22 protein-coding genes are annotated in these 26,989 nt (G+C 65.0%); 3 read left to right on the top strand and 19 right to left on the bottom strand.

The genetic code is table 11. The features are described 5' to 3' along the window. Positions 1-72 precede the first annotated feature (72 nt). The 4 genes from ACOIX3_RS40135 to ACOIX3_RS40120 all read right to left on the bottom strand — a co-directional run bounded on the left by ACOIX3_RS40135 (position 73) and on the right by ACOIX3_RS40120 (position 6,159). On the bottom strand, positions 73-1,821 hold the full coding sequence (locus ACOIX3_RS40135; protein WP_420967506.1) for a flavin-containing monooxygenase: 1,749 nt from the start codon (positions 1,819-1,821) through the stop codon (positions 73-75). A gap of 167 nt (positions 1,822-1,988) precedes the next feature. Continuing rightward, positions 1,989-2,681 carry an alpha/beta hydrolase gene (locus tag ACOIX3_RS40130; RefSeq protein WP_420967505.1) on the bottom strand — a complete coding sequence of 231 codons (693 nt, stop codon included), beginning with the start codon at positions 2,679-2,681 and terminating at the stop codon, positions 1,989-1,991. A gap of 144 nt (positions 2,682-2,825) precedes the next feature. Further along, complete coding sequence (gene recQ, locus ACOIX3_RS40125; RefSeq protein WP_420967504.1) at positions 2,826-4,694, bottom strand: DNA helicase RecQ; 1,869 nt, start codon at positions 4,692-4,694, stop codon at positions 2,826-2,828. A gap of 244 nt (positions 4,695-4,938) precedes the next feature. Then, on the bottom strand, positions 4,939-6,159 hold the full coding sequence (locus ACOIX3_RS40120; RefSeq protein ID WP_420967503.1) for a DUF2235 domain-containing protein: 1,221 nt from the start codon (positions 6,157-6,159) through the stop codon (positions 4,939-4,941). 333 nt (positions 6,160-6,492) lie between these two features. On the opposite strand from ACOIX3_RS40120, the gene ACOIX3_RS40115 reads away from it, so the two are divergent. Further along, a complete protein-coding gene (locus ACOIX3_RS40115; protein WP_420967502.1) occupies positions 6,493-7,020 on the top strand; it encodes a hypothetical protein in 528 nt (175 codons plus the stop codon). A gap of 15 nt (positions 7,021-7,035) precedes the next feature. On the opposite strand, the gene ACOIX3_RS40110 is transcribed toward ACOIX3_RS40115, so the two are convergent. From ACOIX3_RS40110 to ACOIX3_RS40065, 10 genes are all read right to left on the bottom strand, one after another. Continuing rightward, the gene (locus ACOIX3_RS40110; RefSeq protein WP_420967501.1) at positions 7,036-8,412 is read right to left on the bottom strand and encodes a vWA domain-containing protein; all 1,377 of its coding nucleotides are present in this window, start codon (positions 8,410-8,412) and stop codon (positions 7,036-7,038) included. 6 nt (positions 8,413-8,418) lie between these two features. Further along, positions 8,419-9,366 carry an AAA family ATPase gene (locus tag ACOIX3_RS40105; protein ID WP_420967500.1) on the bottom strand — a complete coding sequence of 316 codons (948 nt, stop codon included), beginning with the start codon at positions 9,364-9,366 and terminating at the stop codon, positions 8,419-8,421. Positions 9,367-9,528: 162 nt separating this feature from the next. Further along, complete coding sequence (locus ACOIX3_RS40100) at positions 9,529-9,852, bottom strand: hypothetical protein (protein ID WP_420967499.1); 324 nt, start codon at positions 9,850-9,852, stop codon at positions 9,529-9,531. Positions 9,853-10,026: 174 nt separating this feature from the next. Then, positions 10,027-10,659 carry an HAD-IA family hydrolase gene (locus tag ACOIX3_RS40095; RefSeq protein ID WP_420967498.1) on the bottom strand — a complete coding sequence of 211 codons (633 nt, stop codon included), beginning with the start codon at positions 10,657-10,659 and terminating at the stop codon, positions 10,027-10,029. 154 nt (positions 10,660-10,813) lie between these two features. After that, positions 10,814-11,512, bottom strand: coding sequence for a methyltransferase family protein (locus ACOIX3_RS40090; protein ID WP_420967497.1), 699 nt, complete (start codon positions 11,510-11,512; stop codon positions 10,814-10,816). Between the two features lie 98 nt (positions 11,513-11,610). Continuing rightward, positions 11,611-11,949: a hypothetical protein gene (locus ACOIX3_RS40085; protein WP_420967496.1), complete on the bottom strand. Its 339-nt coding sequence runs from the start codon at positions 11,947-11,949 to the stop codon at positions 11,611-11,613. A 36-nt stretch (positions 11,950-11,985) separates the two neighbouring features. After that, positions 11,986-12,165 (bottom strand): hypothetical protein, encoded by a 180-nt coding sequence (locus tag ACOIX3_RS40080; RefSeq protein WP_420967495.1) that lies wholly within the window; start codon positions 12,163-12,165, stop codon positions 11,986-11,988. Positions 12,166-12,223: 58 nt separating this feature from the next. After that, on the bottom strand, positions 12,224-12,415 hold the full coding sequence (locus ACOIX3_RS40075) for a hypothetical protein (protein WP_029080476.1): 192 nt from the start codon (positions 12,413-12,415) through the stop codon (positions 12,224-12,226). Between the two features lie 174 nt (positions 12,416-12,589). Further along, positions 12,590-15,052, bottom strand: coding sequence for a S8 family serine peptidase (locus ACOIX3_RS40070; RefSeq protein WP_420967494.1), 2,463 nt, complete (start codon positions 15,050-15,052; stop codon positions 12,590-12,592). Between the two features lie 350 nt (positions 15,053-15,402). Next, positions 15,403-16,077 carry a LuxR C-terminal-related transcriptional regulator gene (locus tag ACOIX3_RS40065; protein ID WP_420967493.1) on the bottom strand — a complete coding sequence of 225 codons (675 nt, stop codon included), beginning with the start codon at positions 16,075-16,077 and terminating at the stop codon, positions 15,403-15,405. Positions 16,078-16,515: 438 nt separating this feature from the next. Between ACOIX3_RS40065 and ACOIX3_RS40060 the strand changes: the two genes are divergently transcribed. Then, complete coding sequence (locus ACOIX3_RS40060; protein ID WP_420967492.1) at positions 16,516-17,277, top strand: S1 family peptidase; 762 nt, start codon at positions 16,516-16,518, stop codon at positions 17,275-17,277. Between the two features lie 167 nt (positions 17,278-17,444). On the opposite strand, the gene ACOIX3_RS40055 is transcribed toward ACOIX3_RS40060, so the two are convergent. From ACOIX3_RS40055 to ACOIX3_RS40045, 3 genes are all read right to left on the bottom strand, one after another. Next, the gene (locus tag ACOIX3_RS40055) at positions 17,445-19,667 is read right to left on the bottom strand and encodes an acetate--CoA ligase family protein (protein ID WP_420967491.1); all 2,223 of its coding nucleotides are present in this window, start codon (positions 19,665-19,667) and stop codon (positions 17,445-17,447) included. A gap of 167 nt (positions 19,668-19,834) precedes the next feature. After that, positions 19,835-20,419 carry a class GN sortase gene (locus tag ACOIX3_RS40050; RefSeq protein WP_420967490.1) on the bottom strand — a complete coding sequence of 195 codons (585 nt, stop codon included), beginning with the start codon at positions 20,417-20,419 and terminating at the stop codon, positions 19,835-19,837. A gap of 198 nt (positions 20,420-20,617) precedes the next feature. Then, positions 20,618-22,837: a marine proteobacterial sortase target protein gene (locus ACOIX3_RS40045; protein WP_420971914.1), complete on the bottom strand. Its 2,220-nt coding sequence runs from the start codon at positions 22,835-22,837 to the stop codon at positions 20,618-20,620. Between the two features lie 253 nt (positions 22,838-23,090). Between ACOIX3_RS40045 and ACOIX3_RS40040 the strand changes: the two genes are divergently transcribed. Next, the gene (locus ACOIX3_RS40040) at positions 23,091-23,855 is read left to right on the top strand and encodes a helix-turn-helix domain-containing protein (RefSeq protein WP_420967489.1); all 765 of its coding nucleotides are present in this window, start codon (positions 23,091-23,093) and stop codon (positions 23,853-23,855) included. A 237-nt stretch (positions 23,856-24,092) separates the two neighbouring features. On the opposite strand, the gene ACOIX3_RS40035 is transcribed toward ACOIX3_RS40040, so the two are convergent. Next, positions 24,093-25,313 (bottom strand): ABC transporter substrate-binding protein, encoded by a 1,221-nt coding sequence (locus ACOIX3_RS40035; RefSeq protein ID WP_420967488.1) that lies wholly within the window; start codon positions 25,311-25,313, stop codon positions 24,093-24,095. A gap of 126 nt (positions 25,314-25,439) precedes the next feature. After that, positions 25,440-26,981, bottom strand: a complete 1,542-nt coding sequence (locus tag ACOIX3_RS40030) for an acyl-CoA synthetase (protein ID WP_420967487.1) — start codon at positions 26,979-26,981, stop codon at positions 25,440-25,442. Positions 26,982-26,989 lie beyond the last annotated feature (8 nt).

The following is a 26,989-nucleotide window of genomic DNA, read 5'->3' as shown; positions in this document are numbered from 1 at the left end:
GCGACCCGCGGTGTGAAACGCGGGACGCAAGGACACTATCACGCGCAATCCCGGCCGGGATACCGCTGAGGCTCAGACCATGGGGACGCGCTTGGCGGCGACCGCGGCCGGCGAGATCACCTCGATGTCGAGCGGCACCTGCCAGCGCTCGGTGAAGCGGACCTGCGGCGGCGCGTTGCCTTTGCGCGCACCCTGCAGCACGAAGCCGTCATAGCCCGAATTCATCACCTCATTGCATTTCTGCACATAGATCGGGAAGCCGCCGATGTAGGGCATGAACACGCGGGGACGGCCCGGGATGTTGGCGCCGACATACCAGGAGCTGCAGGTCGAGCGCAGCGAGACCGTGGAGACGTCGTTGACATGGGCGACCCAGGCGTCCTCGTCGTCGCGGACCGCCTCGATCGTGCCGGCGCCGATGTCGCGCATGTGGCTGATGCAATCCGCTAGCCAGTCGACATGCTGCTCGATCGCCTGGATCATGCTCGCGAGCACTGACGGACTACCGGGCCCGGTGATCATGAACAGGTTCGGAAATCCCTCCGAGGCGAGGCCGAGATAGGCGCGCGGGCCGGCCCGCCATTTTTCGGCGAGCGTCTGCCCGCCGCGGCCGGTGATCGCGATCTTGTCGAACGAGCCGGTCATGGCGGCAAAGCCGGTGGCGGAGACGATCGCATCGAACTTGTATTCGGTGCCGTCGACCACGATGCCTTCGGTGGTGAAGCGTTCGATCGGTGTCTTCGACACGTCGACCAGCTTCACATGCGGCAGGTTGTAGGTCTCGAAATAGTTGGTATCGACGCAGAGCCGCTTGCAGCCGAACACGTTTTGCGGGCACAGCAGCTCGGCGGTGGCGGGATCCTTGACGATGCCGCGGATCTTCTCGCGCGCGAAATCGGCGATGGTGTTGTTGGCGGCCTTCTCGAACAAGAGGTCGCCGAACGCGCCGAGGAAGGGCAGGCCACCGCGCTGCCAGGCTTCCTCATAGAGCCGCTCGCGTTCATGCTCGCTTGCCTGCAATGCGGGCTGGGCGTTGAACTGAAAGTAGAAGCCGGTCGGGCGCGCGCGCGCCTTCGCGCGGAGCTCGGGATAATGCGCCTTGGCTTCCTTCAGATACTCCGCCGACAGCCGCTCGTTCCATGCCGGCACCGACCAGGTCGCGGTGCGCTGGAACACGGTGAGCTCGGACGCCTGCTGCGCGATGATCGGGATCGACTGGATCGCGGACGAGCCGGTGCCGATGACGCCGATGCGCAGGCCGGTGAAGTCGACGCCCTGATGCGGCCATTCGCCGGTGTGATAGATCGGCCCGCGGAAATCCGCCATCCCGGCGAAAGCGGGTCGATTGGGCGCCGACAGGCAGCCGACCGCCATGATGCAGAATTTGGCGGTGACCTTGTCGCCGCGATCGGTTTCGATCGACCAGCTACCTGCCTGCTCGTCGAAGGTCGCCGCCGTGACGCGGGTGTCGAACACGATCTGGCTGCGCAGGTCGAAGCGGTCGGCGACGTGGTTGGCGTAAGCGAGAATTTCGGGCTGCGGAGAATATTTCTCCGACCAGCTCCAGTCCTGATCGAGTTCCTCGGAGAACGAGAACGAGTATTGCAGGCTCTCGACGTCGCAGCGCGCGCCGGGATAGCGATTCCAGTACCAGGTGCCGCCGACGCCACCGCCGGCCTCATAGACCCGCGCCGTGAAGCCGAGCCCGCGCAGCCGATGCAACATGTACAGCCCGGCGAACCCTGCGCCGATCACGACGGCGTCGAACGTTCCAGTTTCGGCAGGGCGCGCGGCTTTGCGCGCGGTGCTCTCCTGAGCCATGGCCCGTCTCTTCCCTATATCTTGTCGTTCAGTCCTGGCCGCGCCTCGTTGGACGCGACGACCGAAAGATTAGGGCGAGGGTGGCGCGGCCCGCAAGCGCATGCGTTGCCGCGCCGGGTATGGCTCCTATGCCGCGGTGCCGATCGCTGCGGTATCCTGGCGCTGCCTCACGCGAGGCTCGTCGCGGCCTCGTCGATGAAGGCGGTCACCTCGGCCGGCTTCGAAGCGAGCGAGGCGTGGCCGGCAGCGAGCGTGATGATCTTCCGGGGCTTCATCCGTTCCGACATCCGCTTCTGATTGTCGGGGTTGATCATCCGGTCTTCGCTGGAAATCTGGTACCAGACCGGCTTCTTGCGCCAGGCCGGCGCGGTGACGTTGTCTCCGAAGGTGCTGGCAAGCGGTGCCTTCTGCGTGACCGCCATCACCAGCGCTTCGTCGGCAGGCAGGTCCTGGCAGAAGCTCTCGTGAAACTTGTCGGGCTTGATCCAGAGATAGCCGTCGCTGTCGGGCGCAAGATTGGCGATCGCCGCCGGCGGAAGCGCCTGGCTGATACCGCCTGGGCTCTCGCCGGCGTCAGGTGCGAAGGCGGCGATATAGACGAGACCCGCGACATTGGGCAGGTCGCCGGCCTCGGTGATGACGGCGCCGCCATAGGAATGGCCGACCAGCAGCACCGGACCGCTCTGCTGCTTGACCATCTTGCGCAGGCGCCCGGCATCGTCGGCGAGCGAGGTCAGCGGCATCTCGACCGCTTGCAGGCCGGTGTACCCCTTGCGCGTGAGCGCAACGATCACCTTGCTCCAGTGCGCCGCACCTCCCCAGAATCCGTGAACCAGAACGATCGTCGGCTTGCTGCTCATGCTCGGCTCCTCTGGTGGATGAGTGAAGGAAACGCGGTCAGGATGAGCGGGTGCCTGGCTGCCGTCAACGAGACAAAGCGCGGCCGCACCGCGCCGGCGTCACGTTGTCGTCACCAGGACGGGGCAGTCGCCAGGGCCGACTGTTCAGTCGTCGTTGGCCTTCACGATCCGGATCAGCTCGTCGCCATAATGCTCGAGCTTCTTGTCGCCGATCCCGGCGATGTTGCGCAGTTCGCCCAGCGTGTCCGGCCGCATCGCGGCGATGCCGTCGATGGTCGAATCGTGCAGCACCACATAGGCCGGCACGCCGCGCTGGCGCGCGACCTCCGAGCGCCAGGCGCGCAGGGCCGCATGCAGGGCGGGGCTGGCGATCCCGCCGGGGCTGTCGGCGGCGGGCGCGAGCTCGCCACGGCGCGACTTGCCGCGCACCGCGCGGTTGCGCGCGCCTTCCGGCTGCTCGCGCAGCATCACCGCGGTCTCGCCTTTCAGCACGCCGCGGGCGCTGTCGGTCAGCTTCAGCGCGCCGAAGGCGTCGCTGTCGGCACGCAGATGGCCCATCGCCACCAGCTGGCGCAGCACCGCGCGCCATTGCTTCTCGTTGAGCTCGCGGCCGATGCCGAACACCGACAATTGGTCGTGACTGAACTGCTTGACGCGTTCGGTCAGCCGCCCGACCAGCACGTCGATCAGGTGCATGGCGCCAAACCGCTGCCCGGTGCGATAGACGCAGGACAATAGCTTCTGTGCGAGCACCTTGCCGTCGCGGACCCGCGGCGGCGTCAGGCAGTTGTCGCAATTGCCGCAATTTTCGTGCGCGTGCGTTTCACCGAAATAGCCGAGCAGACGCTGCCGCCGGCAATGCACGGTCTCGGCGAGCGCAACCAGCGCGTCGAGCTTGCCGATCGAGACACGCTTGAAGGCGTCGGAGCCGGTCGATTCGTCGATCATGCGGCGCTGCTGCACGATGTCGGAAAGGCCATAGGCCATCCACGCCGCCGACGGCTTGCCGTCACGGCCGGCGCGTCCGGTCTCCTGGTAGTAGGCCTCGATGCTCTTCGGCAAATCGAGATGCGCGACGAAGCGCACGTCGGGCTTGTCGATGCCCATGCCGAACGCGATCGTGGCGACGATCACGATGCCGTCCTCATTGAGGAAGCGGTCCTGATGCCGGGCGCGCACGCTGGCGTCGAGCCCGGCGTGATAGGGCAGCGCAGGAATCCCGGCCTCACTCAGCGATGCCGCGACGTCCTCGACCTTGGCGCGCGACAGGCAATAGACCACGCCGGCGTCGCCGGCATGGCGCTCCTTGATGAAGGACTTCAGCTGCGTGGTGGCGTTCTGCTTGTCGACGATCTCATAGCGGATGTTGGGGCGGTCGAAGCTTGCGACGAACTCCGGCGCGTCGGTGAGTGACAGCCGCTCGGCGATCTCCTTTCGCGTCAGCGCGTCCGCGGTCGCCGTCAGCGCGATGCGCGGCACTTTCGGGAAGCGCTCGGCGAGTGCGGACAGGCCGATATATTCCGGGCGGAAGTCATGGCCCCATTGCGAGACGCAATGCGCCTCGTCGATCGCAAACAGCGCGATCTGCGCCTGGCTGAGCAGATTGAGGCAGCGCGGCGTCAGCAGCCGTTCCGGCGCGACATAGAGCAAATCGAGATCGCCGGCGAGCAGCCGCCGTTCGACTTCGGAGGCTTCCTGATAGGACAGCGTCGAGTTCAGCACCGCGGCGTTGACGCCGGCCTCGGTGAGGCCCGCGACCTGGTCGCGCATCAGCGCGATCAGGGGCGACACCACGATGCCGCAGCCGTCGCGCAGCAGCGACGGCAGCTGGTAGCACAGCGACTTGCCGCCGCCGGTCGGCATCAGCACCAGGCAATTGCCGCCATCGGTGACGTGGCGGACGATCTTCTCCTGCGCGCCGCGGAAGCCCGACAGGCCGAACACGGAACTGAGCACGGACCGCGCGTCGCGAGGCGAAGCGGATGCATGATCGAGGGCTGGTTGGGCAGTCATGATCCCTGAGAGGGCGATTCGGGTTCCCGGATCGAACGATTCCGGAACGAAACGTGTTAATACACCGTCCTGCGATAAACTCAATTGAGGCAATGGCTGCCGGCTATCGCGCGCGCAGATGCGGTCGGCTGAGCTCGGCCGCACGCGGATCAAGGATGCCGATCGATGCGCAAAGCGCTTTCGAGCGAAGTGGATGCCGCTTCGCGTGAAGAAAAGCGCCTCAAGATAGGAAACTCTGACGTTGTCAGGCGGTCGGAGCGGGTGGCGCCGGCGGCGGCGTCATTGGCTCGACCTTGTAGGTCTTCGGCAGATTGATCGGCCGGTAGGCCGGATCCTTCTCCATGCGCTCGACCACCGAGGCGTGGATGGTCGCGCCGTCCGGAATCGGCCGCGGCTCGCCGCGCGGCAGATAGAAGCCGAGGAAAGACTTCCGTTCCGGCCATTCCTTCCATTTGTCGCTCTTCGGAATCCATTCCAGGATTTCCCAGGCGGCGGTCAGCGAATTGTGCAGCGGGGCCGTCGCGCTCGGCGGCACGTAGTCGAACTTGTGCGGCGGCAGCGGCATCCCCCAGGCGAGATGATCGATCAGCGCCTGATCCATGTGCAGCCCGGCGGACCTGGCCTGCTCGAGCATCCAGATCAGCGGAAATTTTGACGGCCCGCTCTGGTCCTCGGGATAGCCGCCGCCGACGTCGGAGTGCACGCCGGCGAACCAGACCTGGCGAATGTCCTGCTCCACCTCCGTTGCCGGATTGAACGGATCGGAGCGGAATTTCTGCGGCTCAATCCAGCGGTTGAGGCGAAACATGCGCCTGCGTTCATCGATCGAGATCGCCTGGCGGAATCGCCTGACGCTGGAATTGGTGCGGGTGAATAGCAGCGTCTGGATGTCGAACAGGAAGTTGTCCTGCCGCGGCACGATGATCGAGGCGACGGTGTCCCAGACCCCGACGAACTCGATGTCGATGTTGCGTCCGCCGGCGATCTGGCTGAAGTGCCAGGCTTCCTTCAGCGGGGCATCGTCGAACGTGCCGTCCGATTTCTGGGAGTCGGAGCTGGCTTTCTTGTAGGTGTTGAACGCGTAGTCCGCGATATCGAGCTGGTCGATCGGCAACAGGCCCATCACATGGACGAAGGCCGCCAGCGTGCGCACGGTATAGGCGCCGCGGCTGAAGCCGAACATCCAGACCCGGTCGCCGGGCTCCCAGAGCCGGCACAAAAACCGGTAAGCGCCAAGCGTGTCCTCGTCGAGACCGGCGCCGAAGGCCAGTCCGAAAAGGCCGCGCACCTCCTGCTTGAAGCGGCCCCAGCTGTTCTGCAGGCCGATCGTGCCGAGACCCGGATGATAGTAGATCCGCTGCCGGTCGTCCTTATCGGCGACGCGAAACAGCTTCAGGACGTTGGAAATATTGGCGCCGATCTCGTTGCCGGTGCCGTCGCAACAAATCACAATATCCTTCGGCATCCGTTGCCCCCGCGGCCGCCGTGAAAATTCGCGACCTCAATGTACGGCAGAACGCGGGGATGATTCAATCTCCAATTGAAGACGGTTCTGTGTACGCGGCATGAACGCCGACTGTCATTCCGGAGTCTGCGGCCGGCGTCGGGCGCGCGTGCGCGCACGCCACAGCGGTCCGCAGAATTCAATTGCAACACTTCGGAAAAGGTGGAAATCTCATCGTCAGTCATTGCGATATCGCGTCGATATTTTTCTCCCCTTCAGGATTTCGCCGGTGCGCGCGATCATCTTGCCTGCTGCTTTCCGTAGCTTCCACGCCATGGACAGGAACGGATCGGCATGAGCCAACAAGCTCTCGTGACGGTCATTCTCGCGGGATTGGTGGTGAGTGCGTTCGGACTGTTCTGGTGGGTCGGCAGCTACTCCGATCGCGTTTTCGTCGGCAGATTCCGCACCCGCTTTCCGGAGAAGACGCTGAGCTACAGCGGCGATCAGCTCGGCGAGCTGGTGCAATCCGATCTGCGGATGAAATATGTCTTCCCGATCCTGTTCCCGCTCGATCTCATCGTCATGCTGGCGCTGGCGGGCGCAATGGGCGCGGCGTCATCATATTGGCTCAACCAGATCTATCCGACTGCAGCGTGGCTCGGCCTGGTCGTGCCGGCGGTGTATCTGCTCAGCGACCTGATCGAGAACTGCTTGCTGGCCTGGCTGTTGCTGCGCGGTGACCCGCATGCGGCGGCACGATCCGTCTCGATCCTGAAGGCGATCACGACGATCAAGCTCGTCAGCATCTTTGCCTCGATCGCGCTGACGCTGGTTGCGTTCGTCGGATGGCTATTTCACAGCGACTCGCTTCGGCTCTAAAGGCTGGCTGGCGGTCTACTGATATGTCGACACGATGTCGGAGACGGCGCGCTCGAGCTGCCGGGCGGTCGCGCATTGGCGCACCACGGTGCAGAAGGTCGCGTAGCGCGGCATCTCTGAATCGCCAAATCCCCAGACCATGCGGCCTTCGGGGTTGAGCCACACCAGCCGCTTGGAGCGCTCGCCGATGCGGCGCAGGATGTCGGCGCGCGGATCGAGATTGTTGCTGCGGGCGTCGCCGAGCACGATCACCGTGGTCTGCGGCGTGATCGCGCTCATCCAATTGTGCTCGAAATCGGCGAAGGAATTGCCGTAGTCGGACGAGCCGAAGCCGACCTTGGACATGATCTCCTTCATCGCCTCCTCCGGCGATTTCGATTCCAGGATGTCGCTGACCTCGATCAAATGGCCCGAAAAGGCGAACGAGCGGACGTCGTCGACCACCTCGTGCAGGCTGTGGATCAGGAGCAGGAAGAAGTCCGAGACTCGGGCGACCGAGCCCGAAACGTCGCAGAGCGCTATGATCTTCGGCCGGTCGCGATGCTTGCGCTTCCACGCGGTGAGGAACGGCACACCGCCCCAGGCCGCGTTCCGGCGCAGCGTGCGGCGGACGTCGAGATGGCCGCGGCGCTGACGCTTGCGCGGCTTGGAATAGCGCTCGCGCAGCCGGCGCGCGATCTGTCGGATCAGCGCGCGCATCTGCTCGACCTGGCGCGGCTCGATCCGCGCCAGCGGGGCGTTGCGCAGGATCTCGTTGCGCAAATTTTCGGTCTCTTCGCGCCCGTAGAGCAGCAGAGCTTGCGAGACCGCGTCGCGAACCGTGCCGCGCAGGCCGTTGAGCGCCTCCTGCAGCCGCTCGGCGAGCGCCGGATTGCGCGTGGTCTGCTCGTCGATATCGTCGCGCAGGCGCTGGATGCCCATCGCATCGAGGATGCGGGTCTGGAAGATGCCGCGCTGGGTGAAGTAGCGGATGTCGGGCAGCGAGGCGGCGCCGGAGGCGTTGGCGATCGCCGTCGATATCGCGGCGCGATCCTGCGACAGCAGCATCTGCGCCAGCGGCCCGACATTCTCGTTGGCGGCGCCGCCCGCCGCATCGCCATGCTCATCGGCCGACGGGTTGGCGCCGGATTCGCTGCTGTCGTCGGCCTTGTTCTGCTCGGCGCCTTCCTGCTGCGGCTCGGGCTGGCTGAAGAACAGGTCAAAGCATTCGCCGAGCGAGCGCTTCTCGTCCTGGGTCTTGGCAAGCGTCAGCAGGAACGTGTCGCGCAGGATGTCGCGGTCGGCAAAGCCGACCTGGGCGACCGCCCGCATCGCATCGATGCTTTCGGCGGGCGAGACCCGGACCCCGGCTCCCCGCGCCGCACGAAAGAAGCGATGCAGGTTCTCGCGCATGTTGATTTAGCTGAACACGCCTTGGCGCGACGCCTTGGCGATGAAGGACGATATCTGCGGCGTCGCGGCCTCGATGTCGGCCTCGTATTTCAGGAGCACGTTGAGCGTGTCCTTGACGATCTCGGTGTCGAGCTCGCTGGCCTGTAGCAACACCAGCACGCGCGCCCAGTCGATCGCCTCGCTGACCGAGGGCAGCTTCTTCAGGTCCAGTGAGCGGATCTCGTGGATGAAGCCGACCATCTGCTTGCGCAATGTCTGCGAGATGCCGGGCACCCGGCTCTCGACGATGCGTTCTTCCAGCTTCTGCTCGGGGAAGCCGATATGCAGATGCAGGCAGCGCCGCTTCAAGGCATCGCCGAGGTCTCGTTCGCTGTTCGAAGTCAGGATCACGGTCGGCGGCGCCACCGCGGAGACGGTGCCGAGCTCGGGGATCGTGACCTGGAAGTCCGAGAGGATTTCCAGCAGCAGCGATTCGAATTCGGCATCCGACTTGTCGATCTCGTCGATCAAGAGCACGCAGCCGGCCTCTTGCTCCAGCGCCTGCAACAGCGGCCGCGGCTCGACGAATTCCTTGGAGAAGAACACGTCGCCAAAGGTGTGGAGCTGGTCGAGCGCTGCAGCCAGCGTCTGCGCGCCGCCGAGCACCTCGCCGAGCTTGTCCTTCAGGATCTGGGTGTAGAGCAGCTGCTTGGCATATTTCCACTCATACAGCGCCTTGGCCTCGTCGAGGCCCTCATAGCACTGCAGGCGGATCATCTTCAGGCCGCGCCAGGCCGCGATCGCCTTCGCAAGCTCGGTCTTGCCGACGCCGGCAGGGCCTTCGACCAGGATCGGCTTCTCGATCTGCTGCGACAGATAGACCGCCGTCGCGATCTGCCGGCTCGCAATATAGCCTTGCGCGGCGAGGCCGCTTTCCACGGCCTCGATCGAGGCGGTGGGCCTGGTGTCAGCCACGAGGATCAGCTCCGAATTTGCCTTGAACTCGGACCTGTTCTGCTCCCGTTGCGGGCAAAGCACAAGGCTCGTTTGGCCCGCAAAGGCATGGCGTAAAGACTGGGGTTAGCGCATGGTTCCGGGGTATTTCCGCCGAGCGCAATACGGGACGAGCGGCAGCCTCTAGCCCGCGCAGCTCTTCACGAAATCCTTGCGCTGTGGGCCTGTGATCTTCTGGTCGATCGCCTGCTTCAGGCAGTCGAGATGCGCCTGCGCCATGCAGAGCTGCATCTGGTCATGCCGGTCCTGTCCCTTCAGCGCCTTCGCCGCGCTCTGGCAGGCCGCGCGCTTGGCACCGGGGACGGGCGCTGCCGCCGACGTGTTCTCTTGCGCGGGAGCCGCCGCCGGCGCGGCTGCCGGTGCGGGGGTTGAAGTCGATTGCGCGAACGCTGCGACCGAGACCAGCAGCGAACCAGCTGAGACCAGGGCGACGACGAGATGTTTCATGGGATGTGCCTCCGCGGGCATGATCCGAAGAAGCGATGTCCGCCTTTCCGGAACGTCATGCTCAGACCAGGAATGGGATCACGATGCGATTTCATGGTCGCGCCGTGACCCAAGGGGAGGCTGAGAATTAGCGACTGCCGCCTGAATGCGGAGTGAATATGCTCCGAGGCCGCTTCACCTCAGCGTGAGGCCGGTCGCCGCTTCGAGCTCGGAGATCGCCTGCGCGGCGTTCGCGACCTTGATCGTGGTCATGCCCATCTCGCGCGCCGGCTTCAGGTTGACGCCGAGATCGTCGAGATAGACGCAGTCCTTCGGGTTCACTTGCAGCGTCTCCACCATCATCTGGTAGATGCGCGGGTCGGGCTTGCGCAGGCCGATCTTCGCGGACTCGATGACATGGTCGAACAGCGACATCACTTCGGCAACATAAAGAGTGCGTCCGCTGTGGCTGCCGATTGCATTCGACGGCAGATTGTTGGTGATGCACCCGGTCTTGAATTTCGCCTTGATGCGCTTCAGCGCCTCGACCATTTCGGGGCGCAGGTCGCCGGAGAGCAACGGCAGCACGTCCTTGCCGCGCACCTCGGCGCCGAGCGCCTTCGATTCCGTCGCGAACAGCTCGTCGAACGCATCGATCCCGATCTCGGCGCGCTCGAACTTGGCCCAGGCGTTTTCGAGATGGTTGGCGGCGTTGGTGCGGCGGATGATGTCGACGGGCAGGCCGCGCTCGGTCTCGTAGCGCGCGAAGGCCTCGAACGGCGAGGTGGTCAAGACGCCGCCGAAATCCCAGATCACTGCCTCGATCATCGATGTCCTGCCCGTTGCAAAGCGGCCGCTTCGCCTCGGGTCGTCCGGCCGTTTTGCCGAAGACAGGGAAGCGCGCGTTCAGCCTTCTTTATTGGAATTGCAGCCGATCAGGCAAGCCGCCAGTTCGCGGCAAACTCCGCCACGCGGAACGGGCTCACCAGACCATCGGAACCAGGCGGTAGCGCACGCGCCCGAGATATTCGGCATAGCCGTCGAGCTCGGCCGCGAGCATCCGCTCCTCCATCAGCGACCGCAAGCCGAGCAGCGCCGCCATGACAGGCACGATGCCAAGGCCCCACCAGGATCCGAGCAGCAGCGGCGTGCCGACATAGGTCAACAGACCGCTGGCATAGATTGGGTGCCGCACATAGGCGTACGGTCCCGTGGTCACCGCAGCATGCCCGCGCTCGCGCTGGATCTTCACGACCGGGGCCGCGTAGCTGTTTTCGCGGTAGGTCCGGTAGACGATGTAGAACGATGCGGCGATCATCGCCGCGCCGGCGCATTGCAGCCAGAACGGGACGAACGATGTCTGGTAGCGCTCCGCGTCGAGCGCCATCAGCGGCAGCCATGTCAGCCACAACAGCGGCATGATCGTCGTGATGATGCGATCCCACCCGGCTTGGCCGCGCGCGGTACGGCGCTCCGCCAGTAGCCCCGGATCATGTCTGGCGAGCCATGCCTCGGTGATCAGGCCGCCGATCGTGATCTCGAGCAGGAACATCCAGGCGCCGGCCCATCGCATGGTGCCGGCCGCAAGAAACAGGAGGGTCCCGAGACCCACAAATGTGCAGGCGGCGCGGCGCAGATTGATGCCAACGGGATTGCAGTTTGGATTGCCGTTCTGGTTCATGTCTCTCTCCGACGAGCGGCAACGGCCGCGCCGCCGGACCGGGCGGCCGTTGCATGTCCGGGTAGCGGATCGAAGCGCCGCTCAGTGCGTGGACCTGGTTACGATCTGCGGGTCCAGTTTCGCGCCTGTCCGGAATAGACCTTGCTCGGCAACCCGCGGGCTGCGGGATCGAGCAGGATCTTCATCGCGGTGTTGAGCCGCTCCTCCGAACGCGGCGAGCCATCATGGCGCATCTGCTGCGGAGCACCGGGGCCCTGCGGTGGCGCCATGTAGGCCGACGTTGTCGGCGGGGCGGGCGTGGTGGCGATCTTCGGACGGGTGACAACGGCCGCCTCCAACGGGCGCCGCGCGTCGGCAAGGCTTGACGCTGCGGATGCTTCCGCGGGCGGCGGAGAGGCGGCGCTGTCGGATCCGGATTTGCGGGGCGGTTTTGCCATGGCATCGGCTCCATAGGTTGGGTGATGACGACGACGTCAGGATTTGTCTTCGTCGGATGTGGTGCGTTTGGCGATGATCGGGTTGCGGTCGCTGATCGCGGCGAGCAGCGAGGCGTGGGTCACGACTGACGAGACGACGATCTTTCCGGACGGCTCGATCCGGCGACCGTTCTGCTGCTGTAGCTGTGGGCTGCCGGCGGTGGATTTCTGCATCATGTCGTCCTCCTCGAGGGCAGGGGTGGGGCCCGACAGCGCCGGGCCCCGAGTTTGGCGATCAGATGCCGAAGGCACCGAGGACGCCCGGCAGCGCCTGCACGGCCGTACCGAGGATGTCCTGCCAGCCCTGCGGGTTGACCGACCCGTTGGTCGCCACTTCGGCAATCCGCTTCGGACCGCGCTCGATGCCCTCACACTGGATCGGGCTACGCACGCTGCCGAAGGTCTCAAAGTCGTTCCTTGCGTACATGTTCAGCTCCTTCTTTCGGTTTGAATTGACGGCAACTACGGGAGGTGGGCACCGACCGGGGCAGCCGTCGCTGGACGTCGCCCAGGGGATCGCTCATCGCGTCGATCCCTTGGACCACGTGACGCTAATTCGCGCCACGTTCTGATCTCCTCCGGACGCAGAGGAGCAATCGCGTCAATAGACCTGCCACTGCCGCAGCGGTCCGACCGCCACCGGCACCACGTCGCTCACGTCGATCGTGTACTGATAGACTTCGCGCGCCTGGGTCAGGACCTGCGTCGGGTTGAAGAAGCGGTAGGTCACGTCGTGGCAAATCGATTCCGGACGGCAGATCAGGCTCTGGTCGACCTCGACGGTGTCGAGCCGCAAGCCCTTCTTGGCGACGTCGGTGAAGATCTTCCGCGTATTGTAGGCATTCATCGCCGAGTAGTTCAGCGCGCGATCCTGCGGCGAAAGACCGACATTGCGGAATTCGTTGTAGATCCGGTCGAGGAAGCCCTCGGCGCCGTCCGGCCAAGTGGTGGGGTCGGGCCCGAACAGCGTGTAGAGATCCCACTGGTAGAAGCCGCGCCAATCGGTCACCAGCGTCGGAACGACCGTGCCGTTGAGCAGTTTGGTCGTGTTGGTGCTGTCGACCCAACCGGCCATCGAGACCCGCGCGACGCCGCCGCGCGGCGGGAATGCGGGGGGCGTGATCGGTCGTGCGTCGGCGCCGGCGGCAGCCGCATTCGCCAGCACCACGGTGCGGGTCGTCGCGGGATCGTCGTGCGAAACCTCCTGATGCCACAGCGCCAGGATCAGCGCGGCGAAGAACCCGAGACCGAACACGTCGAGCGGCTTGATCGCATAGATCGGGATCGAATCGATCGTCATCGTCCAGGTGATGGCGTCGGCGTCGGGGAAGTTGTTGCCGGCGCCGGGCGGCGTCGCGGTCTCGCCCTCGGCCTGATTCAGCAGATAGCGCGCCATGATCGCCGGATTGTACGGCGCCGAGGTATCGCCGGAGTGGTCGCGCTCGGGCCCGAAGGCCGGATCGCCGCGGCCGATCAGGCTGTCGCGCCAGTTGGCGATCGCCTGCACGAAGTAGTCGAGGCGGGCTTCCTTGCCGAAATCATAGAACAGCCGGCCGATCGGGAAGGCGAGCTGTCCGGTGGACTCGGCCGTAGCGCCCCGCGGACGCATGCCGTTGCCACAGCCGCAGCTCTTCTCGCTGGTTCGAACCGCGGGGGCTTCGTACATCGGCAGCGCCTGGGGCATTGCGACGGGAAGCGCATTGCTCGGCATCAGCGCGTGCAGCTGCTGCGGCTGCAGCCAGGTTTGCGGCATCATGCCGGCCGTTGGCATCGCCATCTGCGGCATCATCATCGGCGGCATGACCATCTGCGGTGCCGGTGCCGGCATCCAGACCATGTCGCCGCCCGCATGCGGGGCGTGATACGGATAATAAGGCGCGGGTGCGGCGATCGGCGCGGCGACGACGCCGTGATCAACTGAAGCGGCCATGGCCGCAGGTGCCGCCGGCGCGGCAGGCTGCGCCTCGCTTGGCATGATCCCGGTGTTGCTTCGCAGGACCGAGCCGTCCGGCCCGAATATGCGCGGAGCCGATGGTGCAGACATTGCTGATAGATCTCCCATGGAACCCTCTCTGGTTGCAGTTGGCTGAGCGGCGGATGACGGTTGGACGAAAGGGCGCGCGGACACTCCCCAGAAGCGGGGAGACGCGGCCGTGGCACCCGACGGCATGACGGCGTCCGCCTGCTCGCCAAGCAGGGCGGCGACAGCCGCGGGAATATCGAGCCGTCCGGCGAGACAGCGCGAGGCGCTGCCATCGTTGCGGCACGGCACTGCGCTCTCGAGCAGCGCGGCACGGACGGCTTGCGGATCGGCCTTGCGTCCGTTCTGGCGCAGGCATGAGAGTAGCAGCGCGACGACGCCGGTGACGATCGGCGCCGCGTAGCTCGTTCCGGAACGCAGGCTGACGCTGCGGACCGGCGAGGCGCCGGCGATGTTCTCGCCCGGCGCCAGGATGCCGTTCTCGAGATAGGCGTCGCCGAAATTGCTGAACGGCAGCGGGTTGCCGGCCAGATCGCACGCGCCGACCGCAAGCACCGAGGCGAGGCTGCCCGGCACCTGAACGCAGCGGCAGCCATCATTGCCGGCGGCGGCGACGATCAGCTTGCCGGCGCGTTCGCAGGCGCGCACCGCGTCGACCAGAATGCGATCGGCCTGTCCCGTCGCGGATTGCTGGCCGCTGCTGATGTTGATGATGTCGGCGCCCACCGCCAGCGCCTGGTTGATCGCGAGCGCCAAGGTGCTTTGCGAGGACGGCTCGATCTGTCCGGCAGCATTCTCGCGATAGATCGAGAACACGGTTGCGCTGCAGTTCGGCGCGACGCCGAGCACCGGGCTGCCGGGCGTGCCCATCAGCACGCTCGTGACATGGGTGCCGTGCTCGGACTGGATGATCGATGACGACGGCGCGACGAAATCGCCGCCCATGGCGACACGGGCCTGCCTTAGCGAGGGATGATTGAGATCGACGGGGCCGTCGATGATCGCGATCTTCACCGCGGGGTCGCCACCCGACGTTCTCTGCCACAAGGCAGCCAGACCAGCGATGTCGGCAACTGGATTCATGAAATCGATCCTGGACGGTCTGCTGCGAATTCGTGCAGCCGATCCGTCTTCCACGGCAATCTGCAACCGCGCAGCGAACGAAATGAGTGGCATGTCGCTGCGTTGGTGCTGTTGTGGCAGGTGTGCCGTGAAAGGCCTATTCGCCGCGGTGGATCAGAAAGGATCGGGCCGATGATACGGATCGACCGATCCATGAGATCGATCCTGCGCCTCGAAGGATCGATCAAAGGATTTAGTCGGGATCGGTCTCACGGTGTGATGCGGCGCGCATGCGCAGAGCCGCGCCGCATCTGCGCACCAATGCGTGCGCGCGCTGCGGTCAGTCGAATACGGAATTCAGGTCGCTGGTGTCAGTCGAGCTCGCGGCGACGATCGAGAGCCGGCGCAGATGATGCGAGCCACGGCGCTTCGCGGACCCGCCGCATCGCCTGCGCCCGGCGCGGCAGGCCGAGCTTTTGCAGCACGTGATGGACGTGATGCTTGACGGTTGCAAGACTGAGCTTGAGATCGCGCGCGATCTCCTTGTTCGACATGCCCTGCCCGATGAGCTTGAGAACCTCGCCTTCGCGGCGCGTCAGTCCCTGGTCGGTATCGATCGTATCCGCCTGACGTTCCATGCAAAACAACGCGCGCAGCAGTCCGCCGGAAATCTCGGCGCTGCAGGCAAGCCGCCCTGACGCCACGTCCGACAGTGCGCGGCACAGCTCGTCGAAGCTGGCATTCCGGGAAATGTAGCCGCTGAATCCGGCCCGGCCGCAGCGGACCACGTCGCGCCGGTCCTCGTTGAGGCCGAGCGCCACCAGCGCGATCTCCGCATGCTCGCTCGCAATCACGCGCACCTCGTCGAGATCGATGCCCTGTGTGACGTCGATCAGAATGACACTCACACTGCCGGTCGCGAGGGTCGCGCGCAGGCCGGCAAGATCGGCGACCGCCGCTTCGACGGCAAACTCGGCGTGGTTCTGGAAACTCGAGGCAAGTCCCTCGCTGAACAGCCTGATCGGCGTGACGACCGCGATCCTCATCATTATCCTCGAAACTCAACGAAATGGCGGATGAAAAGCCGTCTGTAGGTCAACGGCACCGGCATCCAGAAAGTCATGAAGGTAAGTATGCGGTATGCTGCCAGAGGTTGTATTATTATCTGGTCGAAACTACGGCCCCGATAGGCGCGTGATCAAGAGATACAGTTCACATTCGAACGTCGTGCCGGCAGCGCGACGCAGGATACGATGTGATGGATATCGCGGCAAGGTAGCGAGATGCAGCGCGTGCGCTCCATGGGACAGGAGGGAATCTCGTGGCGACTTCAACGCCGTAGTGATCGACGCCTAGATATTTAGATAATTGACGCGTGCGGGCCCGGGTGCTCTGTACAAGATTGCGTGTTCTTCGGCCGAGTGTGAGCGACGCAATGCCGCGCCTCGGATGTGCTCAATACAGATGCAGATCAACAGGGTTCCATGACGAGCGTGATTCGAGCGACAGTCTTTCTGACCCTGTTGATGGTAACGCCGGCCTTCGCGATCGTCGGTGGTGGCGCGCCGTCGACCGATGGCGTCGCGCGCGCCGTCGTCACCATCGTCGGCTCGCGTGGCAATTTCTGCACCGGCGTGCTGATCGCGCCGAAGGTGGTGCTGACCGCGGCGCATTGCGTGCAGCCCGGTGCCGACTACAAGATCGTCGATTATGGGCCGGACCGGCAGCCGAAGCTGCAGGACGTCAAGACGGTTGCGATCCATCCCGGCTTTCGGATGCAGGCGATGACCAATCATGTGGCGACCGCCGATGTCGCGCTGCTGCAGCTTGCGGACCCGGCCGCAGGCAAGGCGCCGGCGGTGCTCGGCATGCCCAACATTCCGATCCGGGTCGGCGGCCGCTTCACCGTCGCGGGCGTCGGTGTCACCGTGCGCGGCGACGGCAAGAGCGGCGGCAGCATTCGCGTCGCCGGCCTGATCGCGAGCGGCAAGCCCGGCACGCTGCAGATCCGTCTGGTCGATCCGGTCGGGCAGGGCGTGCGCGACGGGCTCGGCGCCTGCACCGGCGATTCCGGTGCGCCGGTGTTCGAGGACAAGCCAGGCGGCCCCGTCATCGTCGGCGTGGTGAGCTGGTCCACCGGCCCGAACGGCACCGCCGGCTGCGGCGGCATCACCGGCGTGACGCCGCTCACGCTCTATCGCGACTGGGTGATGCAGACCGCGCTGCAGTGGGGCGCGAGCTTTTAGCGCGGCTTCCTGATCGAGCCGCACGCTGATGCGTAGTTCCGTCATCCTGAGGAGCGCGTAGCGCGTCTCGAAGGATGCACGGCCGAGAGTCGGGCCGATTCATCCTTCGAGGCTCGCTCCGCTCGCACCTCAGGATGACGGGGAGACTATGACGAGCCGTGTGAAGTTCAGTGCCCCGCCGCCTTGTTCGCGGCGGCGTTGTTCAGCACGATCAGGCCGTCGACGGCGACGCCGAGCTTGCTGTTGATCAGGAACGGATTGACGTCGATTGAGGCGATGCGGCCATTGGCGTCGGCCATCAGGTTGGAGAGCCCGACCAGCGCCTTCACCGCCGACGGCTCGTGCAGCGCGGGCTTGCCGCGATAGCCCTTCAGCTTGACGCCGGCCTTGGTCTTGGCGATCAGCTCTTTCGCTTCGGCGGCATCGAGCGGCGCGCCGGCAAGGGCGACGTCCTTCAGCAGCTCGATATCGACGCCGCCGGTGCCGAACAGCACCACGGGTCCCATCTCGGCATCGAGCGAGGCGCCGACCACGAGCTCGAGGTCGGCCTTGACCTGTTGCGCAATCAGGATGCCCTCGAGCTTCGGCTTGCCCTTCAGCTTTTTCACCCGCGCGGTGATGTCGTTGAACGCCTTCTTCACCTCCGCTGCATTGCCGAGGTTCAGCACCACGCCGCCGACGTCCGACTTGTGCAGGATATCGGGGCTGACGACTTTCGCGACCACCGGGAAGCCGATTGCCTTGGCGATCTTCACCGCCTCCGCCGCGGTCTGCGCGACGTCTTCCTTGGAGATCGGGATGCCGTAGGCCTTGAGCAGCTGCTTCGAGGCGACCTCGTCGAGCGCGGCGGCGCCATTGGCGGCCTTCAACGTCTTCTCCAGCACGGCGCGCGCGGACGCCTTCGAGCTCGACACGATGTCGGGCACTTCCTTGCGCAGACCGGCATATTCGATCAGCGACTTGATCGCGCCGACCGCGCGGTCGAGACCTTGCATGACGGCGATATCGGGCAGCGACTTGCGCAGTCCCTTGGTGAACTCGGTGAAGCCGATCGACATCGCGCTGATATAGATCACCGGCTTGTTGGCCTGGCCCGCCATCTCGTTGACGATACGCAGATTGCGCTCGCGCAGCTCATGCGGCGCCTTCGGCAGCTCGGCATCGATGATGACGATGTCGGTATCGGGATCATCGATCATGATCTTGATCGACTTCATGTAGACGGAGGGATCGACCACCGCGGCGAAGCCGGCGTCGAGCGGGTTGCCGACGATGCTGCCGGGCCCGAGCATCTTCGCCAGCTGCTCCGTCGCGTTCGGGCTCAGGGCTGCGAAATTCAGGCCGGCGGAATAGAACGCGTCGATCAGCAGCCCGCGCTTGCCGCCCGACAGCGACACCGCCGCGAGGCGGTTGCCCTTCGGCGGATCGGCATGGACGAAGCACTCGGTGGTCTCGATCAATTCATCCAGCCCGCGCACCCGGATCACGCCTTCGCGGGTCGAGATCGCATCGAATGTCTCGATCGAGCCGGCCAGCGCGCCGGTATGGGCCATCGCGGCGGCGCGACCGCCTTCGGAGGAGCCGAGCTTGAGCGCGATCACCGGCTTGCCGGCGGCGCGCGCAGCCTTGCAGGCTTCGCGGAACACCTTTGTGTTCCTGACGCCTTCGAGATAGACCACGATGACGCGGATGCTCGGATCGGCGGCGAAATAGCTCATCAGGTCCGGGGTCTCGAGGCCGGATTCATTGCCGGTCGTGACCATGTAGCCGACGCCGACGCCGCGATCCTCCAGCGCCTGGCGGATCGCCATCACGATCGCGCCGGATTGGCCGGCGATCGCCACCGCGCCCGGCTCCATGGTGACGATGCGGTCGTCGATATTGGTGAACAGGTTCTCGCCGGCGCTGAGATTGCCGAGGCAATTCGGACCGGTGACCGCAAGTCCGGTCTCCTTGATCGCCTGCTTCAGCTCGACCGCGAGCCGCTGGCTCTCCTCGTCCTGCAGCTCGCTGAAGCCGGAGGTGACGATGGTCGCCGAGCGGGCGCCGGCGGCGGCCGCATCGCGGATCACCTGCACGGCAAAGCGGGCCGGTACCAGCACCAGCACATGGTCGGGCTTTTCGGGAAGACTGGCGAAATCCTTGTAGCAGGTGACGCCCCAGATGGTTTCGCGCTTGGCGTTGATCGGAAACAGGCCGCCGGCATACTGGTATTTGATCAGATTGTTCCAGATCCGTTCCGCGTAGTTGCCGGGCTTATCGGTGGCGCCGACCAGCACGATGTTGCGCGGGTGCAGCATCGCATGGATGCTCTTGACGATGTCGCTGGCGTCAGCGGGCGGTGCCCATTTGCGGGACGAATGTGACGCGGTGCTTGCGAAAGCTTCCATGGAGCCTGCCTTATCCTTGTTCTACTTGTTTCCTCTGGCCCACGGCGGATCACCGCAGAACGCGATTTTTCATTGTTTTTATGGCCGATGGAAGGGGGTAGCAACTCACGCTGCTGCAAGTCAGGGCATCGCTTGCAATATCCCGGCAGGCGCAAAATCGGTGCGGATCAGGAACCTGATTCGGGAGAATCCGGTTCGATCATGGTTGCGTGCAACAGATAACGCTCGGGGCCGGATGTCAGCGCGTCAAACGGCCAGCAGGTCGACAGCACCAGCTCATACCGGTCGGTGAGCGGATCGATGCCGGACTGGTCGAAGCGGACGACCGAACTGCGATCGGCGAGGTAGCGAAAAATCTTGCCGTCGCTTCTCGTGACGTCGATCTCGTCACCGATTGCGACATCTTTCAGAAACCGGAAATGGGTGTCGCGATGCGCGGAATAGACCGCAGCGCCCGGCTCGCCGGCATCGACGGTCTCTTCGACATGGCCGGGGCCGAACGCCAGCGCCTGGCCGCTGCTGCCGGCAAGCGCAATCGCGGAAGCGTGCAGGCGCTTCACCTCGATCCGGGCCACCGGCCAGGTATCGGCCCAGCGCCACGGCTTCACGGGATGTCCGGTCGCGATGGTCTGTGCGAAAGCGCGCTCCAGCAGCACCTGCGCGAGCAGCGCCTTGGCGTGGATATAGGCGCCCTGGCCGAACAGGATCAGGCCGATGAGGGCGAAGGGGAGGGGGAGGATGAAGCGGCGCATCTTGTTATCCCTCGTCATTGCGAGCGAAGCGAAGCAATCCATCGAGCTGCATGCGCGGAACTATGGATTGCTTCGTCGCTTCGCTCCTCGCAATGACAGTTGAGAAGAACTGCGCGCGCGGCCCCCGGGGGACGGGTGAGAAGGCCGCGCGCGCTCTTGAAAGAGGAGGTCGGGGGCACCTCCTCCTTTCATCCGACGTCAGTGGGACGACGTCTGACGCCGGTTGAACACCAGAAGCAGAAGGCTGACCGTGAGCAGGATCACACCCGCGATCATCTTCAATTCGGCATCGGTCGCGGTCTTCGGCAGCTGGATCGTGCCGGGACCTTGCGCGGCGACCGGTGACCGCTTCAGTGCGGCGAGCTGCAGCTTGCCGTCGCCTCTGTCCGCGCGGCGTTCGGTCGGTGCAGCCGGCAGGCGCGGACGCTCGCCGAATACCTTTGCGAAATCCCAACCCGCGGGCAGGTTGAGCGGCAGTTCGGAGAGTTTGAGCGGCGCGCCTTCGGGACGGCTTGGCGTCTTGTCGACCGCAACGAGGCTGGTCAGCCGCGTCACGAGCTGATGCTCCAGCGCCAGCGCAAGAATGGTCTTGTCGGCATCCTCGGGGCTCGCCTGCCGCGTGGTGCGCGCAACCTCGGCATCCGCGATCTTGCGGCGAGCCCACAACTTGGAGAGGCCCTTGCCTTCGGCGGCATTCGCGAGCGGCAGCGTCACGCTCCACGGACGGTCGCCGATGCGGCCTTTGATCTCGACCGAGCCGGCGAGCTTGTCGAGCTTCGCGGCCAGCACCAGCGGCTCGTCGCGGTAGACGTCGGGCAGTGCCGACGGCGTCAGGTCGGCGGTCGCCTCGGAGAATTTTGCGGCGAGGTTGGTCACCGCGGGATTCTCCAGCTTGGCGAACAGGTCGCGCATCCGTTCGTCGACCTGCTCGACCGAACCGATATGGGTGAAGGTGCCGCGGCCGAGCTCGGCGGCGCGCGTCATCAGATAGGTGTTCGGCGCCGAGCCGATGCCGACCATGAAGATTCGTGAGCGGCCGCGCAGCGCGCTAATGGTCTCGAACAATTGCTGCTCGTTGCCGATCGCGCCGTCGGTCAGGAATACGACCTGGCGGACATGGTCGGCATCGTCATGGTTGGTGTCGGAGAGCGCCGCGCGCATCGCCGGCACCATCTCGGTGCCGCCGCGTGCCTGTATCGCGCTGACGAACGAGGTCGCGTTGCCGATATTGGTGCTGTTGGCAGCGACCGGCGACGCGAACAGGGTGTCCATGGTGTCGTCGAAGCGGATCACGTTGAAGCGATCGGTCGTTTGCAGGCGGCCGAGCGCATAAATGAGGCTCGCCTTGGCCTGGATGATCGAGGTGCCGCCCATCGAGCCGGAATTATCGATCACGAAGATTACTTCGCGCGACAGGGCCTTCTGTTGCGCCTGCTCGACCGAGGGCGGGGTGACGAAGGCCAGCAGATAATCGGAATTGCCGACATGCTCGCGGAACAGCCCGACCGACGGCGCCTTCTCGGCGGCCGGTTTCCAGCTCAGCTCGAAATCGCGATCGGCCGGCACCGGGCCTTCGGCGAGCTTGACGACGCGCGTCGTGCTGTCGGGGCCCTCGATCCTGACCTGGTGGAAATGGCTCTTCACTTCGCCGAGCGCGAAGCCGGCGTTGAGATGCACGGTGATGTTGGTCGGATTGACCGGCGCATTCGTCGCGGGATCGAGCACTTCGGAGGCGATACGATCGCGATCCGGCACCGGATCGGTCGTGGTGGCGCCCCAGCCGCTGCCATCGGCGCGGAGATCGACGCTCTGCACCACCGGACGCGGATTGTAGCGCGGGCCGACCACCATCGGCACCCGCAGCGAGAACTCGTTGTCGTTCTGCTGCACCGGCTCCTGATACTCGATCTGCACCAGCACGGTTTCGCCGGGGCCGATATTGGCCACCGAATTGGTGAAGATGTTCGGCCGCTCCTGCTCGGTGAGCGCGGCCTTCTGGCCATTCTGCTTGGCCTGCTCGTAGATCGCGCGGGCCTGCTGCCGCTCCTTGATATCGCCGACCACGATGCGGTCGCCGACCACCATCTTCAGCGTGTCGACCGCGCCGCCGGCCGGCAGCGGATAGACATAGGTCGCTTCCACCCAGTCCTTGGTCGGGTTGCGGAAGATCTGGGTGACGCGGGCTCGCACGGTCGGACCCGACACGGTGAGGTCGACATCGATGCCGAGCCTCAGCGCATCCCTATAGCCGTCGTCGGTCTTGAACAGCAGTGAGCCGGACCGCGCATCGCCCGGCCGCAGCACCGCCTGTTGCGGCAGCTCGGCCGACCACACCGGATCAAAGCTCACCAACAGCGCCGCGAAGCCGATCGCCAGCGCGGCGACACCTTCCACCAGGAAGAACAGCGCAATGCGCATCCGGCGCGACAGCCGGATCTGCGGGCCGCTCTCACATGCATCGTAAATCGTCATTTTCGTCACTCCCGAGCGAGGCTTTCGCTGCTTCGCAATCATGGAGAGCGGCGGTTTTGGCGCGAGCAGAATGATCGGCAATGATTGGCCGCCGTCCGGCGCGGCCCGCCGCCGGCCGAGGCGGGTTTGTGCGGTTTTGTGATGGATTGTCCGGTCTGCTAGACTGCGCAGATTGATCGGGAATCAGCGCAGGACCACGATGTCGACGCCTGACAAGCAGCTTTCGGCCGAGCAGAGCCAGCAGGTCGCCGAGACCATTCGGGAGGAAATCGCGCGCCGCCGCATCTCGCGGCAGACGCTGGCCGAGCAGGCCAAGCTCAGCCTGTCGACATTGGAGAAGGTGCTCGGCGGCCGCCGCCCGTTCACGCTGGCGACCACTGTGCGGCTCGAACAGGCGCTCGGCGTGTCCTTGCGCAAGCTCCCGGAGGTGATCAGCGTGGCTGCGCCTGCCAATGGCGGGATCGCGCCCGATAGCCTCGGATCCTATTCGCGCCGCTCGGTGGCGCGGATCGAAGGGACTTACATCACGGTGCGCCCGTCGTTCGGTGAGCAGGGCGCGATCTATGCCTATCGGACGGAGATCGCCTGGGACGATGCGGCGTCAGCGCTCGGCTTCCGCGAGGGCGAGCGGCAGGATGCCGACTACACCCAATATGGCGAGGTGGCGGTGCCCAATGAATCGGGCTTTGTCTATCTCGTGACCAACCGGCATGGCCAGCATCGCGTGATCACGGTCTCGCGCCCGCGCAATTCCGGTGAGATGTACGGCATCATCACGACGCTGCTCGCCGGCCGCGGCTCGCTGCTGACGCCGGTCGCCGCGCCGATCGCGTTCCTGCCTGTCAAGAACGTGCCGAAGCCGAGCCTCGGCCGGGTGTCGACTGATGATGCCAACTACGCCCTCTATCGCGAGCATCTGCGCCGCACGATCGACGAGCCGTTTGCGATCTTTTTGCCGGGTTAACGTCGACAGAATTAGCCCCGTCATCCTGAGGAGCGCGAAGCGCGTCTCGAAGGATGCACGGCCAGCGGCGGGGCCGTCGACCCTTCGAGACGCCGCTTCGCGGCTCCTCAGGGTGACGGTGAGAGAGACGGGCGCGCGCGCCACTCGCTTTTGCCTCGCCTCTAACACTCCTGCAAAACAACGAAGCCGCCCGAATGGGCGGCTTCGCAATAACGTTCACTCCTCGAGCCGCTGGCGCTAGCCACCGGTCTCGGCGCTGATGATGTCGCCGAACAGCTCCCACTGACCGTTCTTGAACTGCATCATCTTGAGTTGCTCGACCGGTGCGAAGTCGGTCGCGCTGGTGTTGATCCGGATGCCGGGGATCAGCGTGTCGGGCGTGAAGTCCTTCAGGCTGGCGGCCTGCTTCATCACGTTCTCACGCGTCAGGTTGTCGCCGGCCTGCTTCAGCACCTGCACCATGGTCTGCGCCGCGGCGTAGCCATAGACCAGATTGGCGTCGGACAGATTGGCGCCAGGCATGTATTTCTCGGCGAAGGCCATGAACTTCTTCATGCCTTCGTCATTCTTCCATTGCGGATCGGACGCGTCCTTCAGGTAGCCGGCCGACAGTACGCCTTCGGACGCTTCAAGGCCGGCGGGCTTCATGACAGCGCCGATCGAGATTGAGACGTCGGTCATCACGTGCATCGGCTTCCAGCCGAGCTCGGCGATCTTCTTGATCGCCTGTGCGGCGAATTTCGGCGTCGAGATGTTGACGAACACGTCGGCGCCGGTGTCCTTCAGCTTGACGATGTGGGAATCGATCGACGGCTCGGTCGTCTCGTAGCTTTCCTCGGCGACGATCTTGACGCTCGACTTGTCGAGCACTTCTTTCAAGCCGACCAGGTAGTCCTTGCCGAAATCGTCATTGGCATAGAAGATCACGACCTTGGCATCCGGCTTGGTCTTGAGGATGTACTTGCCGAAAATCCGCGCCTCGACGCGATAGCTCGGCTGGAAGCCCATGGTCCACGGGAAATCCTTCGGATCGTTCCACTTGCTGGCGCCGGTGGCGAGGAACAGCTGCGGCACCTTCTTGGCGTTGTGATACTTCTGCACCGCGGTCTGGGTCGGCGTGCCCAGCGCGTTGAACACCAGGAACACCTCGTCGCTCTCGATCAGCTTGCGGATCTGCTCGACGGTCTTCGGCGGCGAGTAGCCGTCGTCGTAGGAGATCCAGTTGATCTTGCGGCCGTTGATGCCGCCGGAATCGTTGATCATCTTGAAATAGGCTTCTTCGGTCTTGCCGATGACGCCGTAGGCGGAAGCGGGACCGCTATAGGCCTCGACATTGCCGATCTTGATCTCGGTGTCGGAGGCGCCGGTGTCATACTTCTTTTGTGCAATGGCGGCCTGGGTGGAGAGCAGGCAGAGCGCCGCGGCGGCGGCCAGCAGCGACAATTTTGTGGTTTTCATAAAGGCAATTTCCTCGATTGATTCTGGTTGGGGACTTACGCAACGAACCCGCAGCCGGTCCCGGCAGACGGTTGCGGGGCAATAATTGTCGCGGCGAGATCCGGAACGCGCAACGCACGCTCAAGGTCACGCCGCGGTATCAGTCGGCTTCGGCTGGCTGAATTGCTGCCGCAGCGTCGGCTTATGAATTTTGCCTGTCGCATTTCGCGGCAGGGCATCGATGAATTCGATCAGACGCGGGCACTTGAACCGCGCCAGATTGGCCTGGCAATGCGCGTGGATCTCGGCCGGCGTCAGCGTGTGGCCCGGCTTCACGGCGATCACGGCCATCCCGACCTCGCCCCATTGCTCGTTCGGGATGCCGATGACGGCGGCCTCGGCAACGGCGGCCAATTGATGCAGCACGCTCTCGACCTCGGCCGGATAGACGTTCTCGCCGCCGGAGATGTACATGTCCTTCCAGCGGTCGACGATGTAGTAGAAGCCTTCCTCGTCGATCCGCGTGGCATCGCCGGTGTGCAGCCAGCCGTCGGTGAAGGAGGAGGCGTTGGCGTCCGGCCGGTTCCAGTAGCCCGGCGTGATGTTCGGGCCCTTGACCCAGAGTTCGCCGAGCTCGCCGACCGCGGCATCGCTGCCGTCGGGCCGCACGATCCGAACCTCGGTATGGAGCACCGGCTTGCCGGACGAGCCGGCCTTGCGCGCAGCATCCTCGCGGTCGAGCACCATCACCGCGGGCGAGGTTTCGGTCATGCCGTAACCCTGCTGCAGCGGCACGCCGCGCGCCTCCCAGGTCTTGAGCAGCGGCACCGGCATCGGCGCGCCGCCGACGCCGCCGATCATCAGGCGGCTGAAATCCACTGATGCGAAGGCCGGATGCTGCGCCATGAACTGGTAGATCGCGGGCACGCCGAAGAATACGTTGATGCCTTGCGCGGGATCGCCGATCAGCTTCAGCGCCTCGCCGGGATCGAACGCGCGCATGATCAGCACCGTGCCGCCGGCATGCAGCACCGGGTTGGTGTAGCAATTCAGGCCGCCGGTGTGGAACAGCGGCAGCACCGTCAGCAGCACGGAGGCCGGCGAGATGTAGGCGGGGCCGCCGAGATTGACGCAATTCCAGAACGTCATCCCATGGGTGATGATCGCGCCCTTGGGCTGGCCCGTGGTGCCCGAGGTGTACATGATGGTCGAGATGTCATCGAGCGTGACCTCCTCGAACCGTTCGAGCGGTTTCGCCGCCGCGATGCCGGCCTCATAGGCACCGCCCGGGCCGAGCCGCACGGTCGACGCGACATCGCAGAGCTTGGCGACCGCAAGCGCGGTCTCGGCGAGCTCGTCGTCATGGATCATCACCTTGGGCGAAGCGTCGCCGGTGATGTAGCGCAGCTCGGGAACGGTGAGGCGGGTGTTGAGCGGCAGGAAGACCGCCCCGATCCGGAAGCAGGCGAACTGTACCTCCAGCGTATCCGTCGTGTTCAGCGCCAGCACCGCGACCCGGTCGCCACCGGCAACCTTCAGTTCGTCGCGCAGATAGCCCGCGAGCCGCGACACGCGCTCGTCGAGCTCCGCATAGCCAAAGCGGCGACCGCTTGCGAGATCGACAAGCGCCATCTTGTCCGGCGTGCGCCGGCGATGATGCGCGATCCAGTCGTAATAACGAACCGGCAAATTTCCCT

The organism is Bradyrhizobium sp. B120 (assembly GCF_049075665.1).
Taxonomy (GTDB): Bacteria; Pseudomonadota; Alphaproteobacteria; order Rhizobiales; family Xanthobacteraceae; genus Bradyrhizobium.
Note: the sequence above shows the minus strand (reverse complement) of the source record. Positions and strands in the feature narration are given on the sequence as shown.

What these genes read in the sequence shown, in the direction of transcription:
- ACOIX3_RS40070 (WP_420967494.1), bottom strand. Translation starts at nt 15,052, where the DNA reads ATGAATCCAGTTGCCGACATCGCTGGTCTGGCTGCCTTGTGGCAGAGA.
- ACOIX3_RS40075 (WP_029080476.1), bottom strand. Translation starts at nt 12,415, where the DNA reads ATGTACGCAAGGAACGACTTTGAGACCTTCGGCAGCGTGCGTAGCCCG.
- ACOIX3_RS40085 (WP_420967496.1), bottom strand. Translation starts at nt 11,949, where the DNA reads ATGGCAAAACCGCCCCGCAAATCCGGATCCGACAGCGCCGCCTCTCCG.
- ACOIX3_RS40045 (WP_420971914.1), bottom strand. Translation starts at nt 22,837, where the DNA reads ATGCGCATTGCGCTGTTCTTCCTGGTGGAAGGTGTCGCCGCGCTGGCG.
- ACOIX3_RS40050 (WP_420967490.1), bottom strand. Translation starts at nt 20,419, where the DNA reads ATGCGCCGCTTCATCCTCCCCCTCCCCTTCGCCCTCATCGGCCTGATC.
- ACOIX3_RS40080 (WP_420967495.1), bottom strand. Translation starts at nt 12,165, where the DNA reads ATGATGCAGAAATCCACCGCCGGCAGCCCACAGCTACAGCAGCAGAAC.
- ACOIX3_RS40065 (WP_420967493.1), bottom strand. Translation starts at nt 16,077, where the DNA reads ATGAGGATCGCGGTCGTCACGCCGATCAGGCTGTTCAGCGAGGGACTT.
- ACOIX3_RS40040 (WP_420967489.1), top strand. Translation starts at nt 23,091, where the DNA reads ATGTCGACGCCTGACAAGCAGCTTTCGGCCGAGCAGAGCCAGCAGGTC.
- ACOIX3_RS40055 (WP_420967491.1), bottom strand. Translation starts at nt 19,667, where the DNA reads ATGGAAGCTTTCGCAAGCACCGCGTCACATTCGTCCCGCAAATGGGCA.
- ACOIX3_RS40115 (WP_420967502.1), top strand. Translation starts at nt 6,493, where the DNA reads ATGAGCCAACAAGCTCTCGTGACGGTCATTCTCGCGGGATTGGTGGTG.
- ACOIX3_RS40110 (WP_420967501.1), bottom strand. Translation starts at nt 8,412, where the DNA reads ATGCGCGAGAACCTGCATCGCTTCTTTCGTGCGGCGCGGGGAGCCGGG.
- ACOIX3_RS40060 (WP_420967492.1), top strand. Translation starts at nt 16,516, where the DNA reads ATGACGAGCGTGATTCGAGCGACAGTCTTTCTGACCCTGTTGATGGTA.
- ACOIX3_RS40130 (WP_420967505.1), bottom strand. Translation starts at nt 2,681, where the DNA reads ATGAGCAGCAAGCCGACGATCGTTCTGGTTCACGGATTCTGGGGAGGT.
- ACOIX3_RS40120 (WP_420967503.1), bottom strand. Translation starts at nt 6,159, where the DNA reads ATGCCGAAGGATATTGTGATTTGTTGCGACGGCACCGGCAACGAGATC.
- ACOIX3_RS40090 (WP_420967497.1), bottom strand. Translation starts at nt 11,512, where the DNA reads ATGAACCAGAACGGCAATCCAAACTGCAATCCCGTTGGCATCAATCTG.
- ACOIX3_RS40100 (WP_420967499.1), bottom strand. Translation starts at nt 9,852, where the DNA reads ATGAAACATCTCGTCGTCGCCCTGGTCTCAGCTGGTTCGCTGCTGGTC.
- ACOIX3_RS40095 (WP_420967498.1), bottom strand. Translation starts at nt 10,659, where the DNA reads ATGATCGAGGCAGTGATCTGGGATTTCGGCGGCGTCTTGACCACCTCG.
- recQ (WP_420967504.1), bottom strand. Translation starts at nt 4,694, where the DNA reads ATGACTGCCCAACCAGCCCTCGATCATGCATCCGCTTCGCCTCGCGAC.
- ACOIX3_RS40035 (WP_420967488.1), bottom strand. Translation starts at nt 25,313, where the DNA reads ATGAAAACCACAAAATTGTCGCTGCTGGCCGCCGCCGCGGCGCTCTGC.
- ACOIX3_RS40135 (WP_420967506.1), bottom strand. Translation starts at nt 1,821, where the DNA reads ATGGCTCAGGAGAGCACCGCGCGCAAAGCCGCGCGCCCTGCCGAAACT.